A 6,204-nucleotide genomic window follows, 5' to 3' on the forward strand; every position below is an offset into this window, starting at 1 on the left:
ATCAGTATCAACATACCAAGGAAACGGGTCGGAATGCGAATGATCTTGGTCAACAGGTTGGTCGAGAATAACAAGAACACCATGACGATCACATTCAGCAAGATCAGCGCCAGATAAAGGCCGTAAACCAGATCAATATTGTTCTGGAACAACTGCGGCCCGGGGATGACGTTATGCACATAAAACACAGACAGCATCATAGCTGTCAGCGCCTCGCCCGGAATACCAAGTGCCAATAGCGGGATCATCGCCGCCGCTGGCACAGCGTTATTGGCCGCCTCCGAAGCAATCAGGCCTTCGGGCGAACCCTTGCCGAACAACTCGGGATTTTTCGAGGTTTTCTGTGCGTAAGTATAGCTCATGAACTGCGCGGTGAACTCACCTGTTCCCGGGATCATCCCCAAGATTACTCCAAAACCCGAAGCGACCGTCGCCACGCGCTTATGTTTGAGTAACTCTTTAAAGCCCGCGCTCATTTTGCCTGTTATGGGCTTGGCTTCAGGGCTTTCATCAGGAGCGGTCAAAAGAAAGAACGCTTGGGAAAGCGCAAAAAGGCCAAGCACCACAACGATCAGATTGATGCCCGAACTCAGGAAGGAATAATCAAATGTGTAGCGTTTCGTGTAGGTCACCGCGTCAAGGCCAACGGTCTGCAAAAAGATACCGAACATCGCCAGCAAGCCTGCTGCAAAAATCTGCCCGCGATGGGCGAGGATGACCAATATGATACCAAGCAGCGCCGCTAGGAATATTTCACGCGAGCCAAACATCGGTGCGATCAACGCCAGAACAGGGGAAAGCAAAATCAAGCACAAAATCCCGAAAATACCGCCCCAGAACGAGGCGCTATAAGCGAGCGACACCGCGCGATGCGCTTGCCCGTTTTGCGTCATCGGGTAGCCGTCATAGGAGGTCAGCGCATTCACCGCAGTGCCGGGTGTGTTGATGAGAACCGCAGGAATCGCGCCGCCATACATGGACGATCCATAAATCCCGAGCAGCATCGTCAGGCCGACAATCGGATCCAACGAAAACGTCGCAGGCAACAGGATCGCAATCGCAACTGCCGGTCCAACCCCCGGAATTGCGCCAATGATTACGCCGCCAATCGAGCCGACCAATAGCGCGACGATCACGTCCCAGCGGGCCAGCATTTCGGCTCCTGCCAGTAGATTTTCCATTGCGTGATCCGATCAGAAATAATTTAGCATGATTTGACGCAACCCATCAGGCAGGTAGTCATAGATCAGGCCAGCGGGCAGTTTGACCTGCAAAAAGGTTTTGAACAGCAAGACAATCACAATTGCAGCAGCAAGGGCAGACAGCAAAGCCATAAGCGAGCGGTATCCAGCGCGCAGCGAAAGCGCGAGCGCAAAAAACACAGTAGTCGGCAGATAACCTGTCACAGGCACTAGCAAGGCATAGCCGATAAACCAGCCTGCGTATTCAAGCGAGGCACACCAAAGCAACACTTCACGCCAGCGCCCGTCGATGCGTTCCGAAAGAAGCGAGCCAAGCAAATGAAACGCAGCAAACACGCTCATCATTGCCAATGACACGGCGGGCCAGAAACGCGGCTGCGCGAATAGCTTGGCACCTTTTTTGTAGGCCGTTTGATCAAAGAGCTGCGAAAGCAGGAACAGCGAAATCGCTAAAAGCGCCCATGCGAAAACGATATCGCCGGGGCGGCGATACCTTTTGAACAAGGCTTGCAAGGTTTTCACGCGAGACATGCGAGCGATCCTGTCGGGCAAGGAAAAAGATCGGGCAACAGACTGCCGCCCGATCAGATCAGCTTATTCAGACAGCAGCTTTTCGATGCCGCCAAGCGTCGCGATATCTTTGGTGATCTGTGCGCTCACCTCATCCGCGCTTTGCCAGTAGACAAGCGCCCCGGTTTCGGCCGCCAGTTTCTTTGCGCGCTCAGACATCACTGTCTTTTGCGCCACTGCGATGATCTTTTCGCGCACATCCGCCGGGGTGTCCTTGTGAACGAACAACCCGTTCCAAAGCGCCACATCAAGGTTAGGAGCAAGCTCTGCAACAGTTGGCGTGTCAGGCGTCAAAGCGATCCGCTCTGAACCGATAGACGCAAGCACCTTCACGCTATCAAGGCATGGCAGGATCAATTGCAACGTCGTGTTTATGACGTCCACATCACCAGAGGCCAGCGTATTGCAATCAAGTGCATCAAAGGCCGCGTCGGCCGCAAAAGCAAAACCCATTTCTTTGGCAAGTCCCATTGTAACCTGCGTCGGAACAAGCGGCGCGCCAAAGTGACCGAGCACAACATCATTAGATTTCGCATGCTCTGCAAGACCCGCCATATCGTCATAAGGTGCGTTGCCGCCAGCTGCGATCACGAATGGATAGGTTAGGAAATTGCCAAGCGGCTCGAATGGATCAGGGTTCAGTTCCGGAATGCCGATCTGCGGGCCAACCACAGGGATCGCAATGATGAAAGAACCGATTGTGTAACCATCCGCCGGCGCGTTCGCCACTTCGATGGCACCGGGGAATGGGCCGCCGCCACCGCCGGGCTTGTTCACGACAGCAGCTGCAACGCCATACTCTTTCTGAAAATCTTCTGCGATCATCCGCGTCAGCACATCTTCCAAATCACCGGGAGGCCAGGGGACAATAAAAGAAACCGGCTTTTCTGGATATTCGGCCTGTGCCATCCCCGTGAATGCCGTCATGGCTAGCGCCATTGCCGTGAGCGTTTTGGTAAACTTGAACATCTATTTCTCCCCGTAAATGGTTCACATATTGAACCGTAATTTCTATAAAAAGGTTGTCATGCTAATTATTACCTGTCAAACTTTTTCTACGAACCATGAGCGAGCCGCAAATGTCCTCCGCATCAAAAACCCTCGAACTGCTGAAGTTTTTCTCTCCACAACGACCGGAAATCGGGCTCTCGCAGATGTGCAAACTTGCCCGGCGCGACAAGGCGACGACGTACCGCCACCTGCAAGCATTGGAAGATGCCGGTTTTGTTGAACAAAACCCTGTTACAAAACAATACCGCCTTGGCCCCACCCTGCTCTCGCTCGCTCGAACCCGCGAGCTGACCGTACCACGAAAAGCAGGGGTAGAGGCCCCGCTGCGCAGCCTCGCGGATGCGACAGGAGAAACCAGTCACGTCTGCGTGCTGTCGGGCAAAACGCTCTACAATCTAAGCACCTGCGAATCGGCGCAGCACAGCATTCGCGTAGTCATCGACATCGAAACCTTCCCGCTGCACGCGACTTCTTCGGGGCTAACTGCGTTGGCTTTCGGGCCTGATGATCTGCAAACCGGTGCCAAACTAAAGCGCTACACGCAGAACACGATCACCGATACCACCGCGCTCGATCGCGCTATTCAAACGACCCGCGCCAGTGGGTTTGGCAAGTCGAAAGGTACTTACGAGACTGACGTTCATAGTCTTGCAGCCCCTCTATTCGATCAAACTGGCCAGCTTGCTGGCACAGTCGCGACCGCCAGCGTCGCTACCCGCCTCACCCCTGCCCTGGAGCAGATCATCAAAGCCCATCTTGTCGCGGCCAGCCGCGCCATCACCCACAATTGGGGCGGCACGATACCTGCACAAGTCGAGCAGGCTTGGGCAGCCTCCCTTTCACATACTCAGGAATTGGAAACCACATCATGAAAGACTCAAACTTCCTCAAGGAAAACAACGCGCGCCTGATGTGGCATCCGATGACCTCGCCCAAGGACAGCATCGACAACCCGCCAAAGATCATCACCGACTCGTCTGGCGTCACGATCACAGACATCGACGGGCACACTGTCGTCGATGCTGTCGGCGGCTTGTGGAACGTAAATCTTGGATATTCCTGCCAGCCCGTGAAAGACGCCATTTCTGCGCAACTCGAAAAACTGCCCTACTATTCCACCTTCCGCGGCACCACCAATGATGCCGCGATTGAACTCTCTTATGAACTGGCCGAATTCTTTGCCCCGGACGGGCTAGAGCGCGCGTTCTTCACCTCTGGCGGCTCGGATTCTGTCGAAACCGCCCTGCGCCTGGCGCGTCAATATCACAAGCTGCGCGGCGAGCATGGACGCACCAAATTTCTCAGCCTCAAGAAGGGCTATCACGGCACCCATTTCGGCGGCGCATCAGTCAATGGCAACGCCAATTTCCGCACCGCTTACGAACCGCTCCTGCCCGGGTGCTTCCACATCCCGGCCCCCTATACCTATCGCAATCCGTTTAACGAGAGCGATCCTGAAAAACTGGCGCTTTTGTGCATCGCCGCTTTGGAAGACGAAATCGCCTTCCAGGGGGCCAACACCATCGCCGCGATGATTATGGAGCCGATCCTTGGCGCAGGTGGGGTGATCCCGCCGCACAAAAGCTTTGCGCCAATGGTTCGCGAAATTTGCGACCGCAATGGCATCCTCTTGATAACGGATGAAGTCATCACCGCGTACGGGCGTACCGGCGCTTGGTCTGGCGCACGGCTTTGGGGTATCCAACCCGATATGATGGCGACGGCCAAAGCGATCACCAACGGCTATTTCCCCTTTGGTGCCGTGATGTTGGGCGGCAAGATGGTCGAGGCGTTTGAAGACAATGATGCGGCCAAGATCGGCCATGGCTACACCTATTCCGGCCATCCCGTCGGCGCAGCTGCGGCACTTGCCTGCCTTGCAGAGACCAAACGTCTGAACGTCGTCGATAATGCCGCCGCGCGCGGCACGCAGCTATATGAGGGCTGCCTTGCGTTACAGAAAAAATACGATGTGATCGGTGATGTTCGCGGCGGGCACGGGCTTATGACGGCAATTGAAATGGTCTCTGATCGTGCAACCAAAAAGCCGATCGACGCGGGTTCTGCGCAAAAAGTTCAAGAGACGGCCTATGACGCCGGCGCAATGGTGCGTGTGTCAGGGCCTAACCTGATCCTATCGCCGCCGCTGGTTCTGACCGAGCAAGACGCAAGCGCGATCCTTAGCGCTCTCGACGCTGGATTTGCGTCTTTGTAACGGGTTGATGTTGGCCAGCACCTTCGGGAGGAGATGAAGGTGCTGGCCTCTTGCTTTGGCGCTCCCTGTTGATTTATCGCCGCCGCACGTGTTGGTGAACTCTGGGAGGAGCGAGGCCAACACGCATTCTTAAACCTGTCCGTCAGTGCCCTTGATCGCGCTCTAGCAACGTCTTGGCGTAGGCGGGTATATCCGCCCGTGTAATGCCAATCTGGGACAGCTGGGCGTCGCTCATGTTTGAAAGCACCGACATCATTCTTCCGTGTTTAAGTGCCTCGAGCATCATATCTGCCGATCCAGCAAAGCCGTGCCAGAGATTTGATAGCCAGCGGAATACACCAGCAAACGGTCCTTGCTCTGACAGTGATTTGAAGTGCGCGCTATCGCTCATTTGCAGTCTCCCACGCCAATTGCTTGATCGAAGCGCGCGCAATCCCCAGATCCCTGAGCGTGCGATCAGAAAGCATTGAAAGCTCTGCAACAGTGTCGCGAAACACTCTGCGACGCGCAAAATACAAGCGCATCTGCTCCTGCTTGTGCTGATAAAATGTGCGGACCGTCGCCATAACGACGTCAAACACCGTAATCGAACCTGTAGTAGCCATTAAGTAACCTCGCCTATTGCTGCGATGCAGAATTTATGCTGCAGTGCAGAAGTACGAGTTTCTGGTAGCGCTCACAACTGGGCGATATGGCATAGGCCCCGTGCCGAATTGGAATAGCTAGGTTTTTAAAATGGACATTTCTGCGCAAATGTTGATCTTCGCGAACGTTGTCGAAATGGGAAGTATTTCTGCAGCGGCGCGTAAAATGGAACAGACACCCTCTGCGGTAAGCAAGCAGATTGCTCTGCTTGAGGATCATGTCCATTACCGCTTGCTCAATCGCACAAGGACGGGCGTTTCGACGACGCAAGAAGGGCAGGAATTCTACGAAAAATGTAAGGTTCTCGCCGCCTCTTACAGAGACGCAGAGGCGCTGATCCTGAACTTGGACGGCACGCCGCGCGGCAACCTAAGGCTCGCATCCAGCGTTGCATTCGGTAAGTCGCAGCTGATTCCAGCGCTGCCACACTTCATGTCGCAATACCCGGAGGTTCGTGTTTCGCTAGAACTAACCGATCGCGACATAAACCTGCAAAGTGAAGGCTTTGATGCGACCATCTGCTTTGCGGAACAGCACAAAGACCCTGACATTGTATTGCGC

8 protein-coding genes are annotated in these 6,204 nt (G+C 54.7%); 3 read left to right on the plus strand and 5 right to left on the minus strand.

The window, feature by feature from the left end; genetic code table 11:
* The 3 genes from WBC85_RS09325 to WBC85_RS09335 all read right to left on the minus strand — a co-directional run.
* Positions 1-1,181: tripartite tricarboxylate transporter permease (locus WBC85_RS09325; protein ID WP_424435757.1), on the minus strand; the 1,181-nt coding region annotated here is incomplete at its 3' end.
* A 12-nt stretch (positions 1,182-1,193) separates the two neighbouring features.
* Positions 1,194-1,733 (minus strand): tripartite tricarboxylate transporter TctB family protein, encoded by a 540-nt coding sequence (locus WBC85_RS09330; RefSeq protein WP_424435760.1) that lies wholly within the window; start codon positions 1,731-1,733, stop codon positions 1,194-1,196.
* Positions 1,734-1,796: 63 nt separating this feature from the next.
* Positions 1,797-2,741, minus strand: a complete 945-nt coding sequence (locus tag WBC85_RS09335) for a tripartite tricarboxylate transporter substrate-binding protein (protein ID WP_424435763.1) — start codon at positions 2,739-2,741, stop codon at positions 1,797-1,799.
* A 110-nt stretch (positions 2,742-2,851) separates the two neighbouring features.
* Between WBC85_RS09335 and WBC85_RS09340 the strand changes: the two genes are divergently transcribed.
* The gene (locus WBC85_RS09340; RefSeq protein ID WP_424435766.1) at positions 2,852-3,655 is read left to right on the plus strand and encodes an IclR family transcriptional regulator; all 804 of its coding nucleotides are present in this window, start codon (positions 2,852-2,854) and stop codon (positions 3,653-3,655) included.
* Positions 3,652-4,998, plus strand: coding sequence for an aspartate aminotransferase family protein (locus WBC85_RS09345; RefSeq protein WP_424435770.1), 1,347 nt, complete (start codon positions 3,652-3,654; stop codon positions 4,996-4,998). Before WBC85_RS09340 ends, WBC85_RS09345 begins: the two co-directional genes overlap by 4 nt.
* Before the next feature lie 142 nt (positions 4,999-5,140).
* On the opposite strand, the gene WBC85_RS09350 is transcribed toward WBC85_RS09345, so the two are convergent.
* Together WBC85_RS09350 and WBC85_RS09355 are read right to left on the minus strand one after the other, a co-directional pair.
* Entirely contained in the window at positions 5,141-5,389 is a 249-nt protein-coding gene (locus WBC85_RS09350; protein WP_424435773.1) for a DUF1127 domain-containing protein, read from the minus strand.
* Positions 5,379-5,603, minus strand: a complete 225-nt coding sequence (locus WBC85_RS09355; protein WP_424435776.1) for a DUF1127 domain-containing protein — start codon at positions 5,601-5,603, stop codon at positions 5,379-5,381. The genes WBC85_RS09350 and WBC85_RS09355 overlap by 11 nt, the downstream gene beginning before the upstream one ends.
* A 130-nt stretch (positions 5,604-5,733) precedes the next feature.
* Here WBC85_RS09355 and WBC85_RS09360 point away from each other — a divergent pair.
* Positions 5,734-6,204: LysR family transcriptional regulator (locus WBC85_RS09360; RefSeq protein WP_424435779.1), on the plus strand; the 471-nt coding region annotated here is incomplete at its 3' end.

Source organism: Planktotalea sp., assembly GCF_049680325.1.
In the GTDB taxonomy this organism is placed as follows: domain Bacteria; phylum Pseudomonadota; class Alphaproteobacteria; order Rhodobacterales; family Rhodobacteraceae; genus Planktotalea.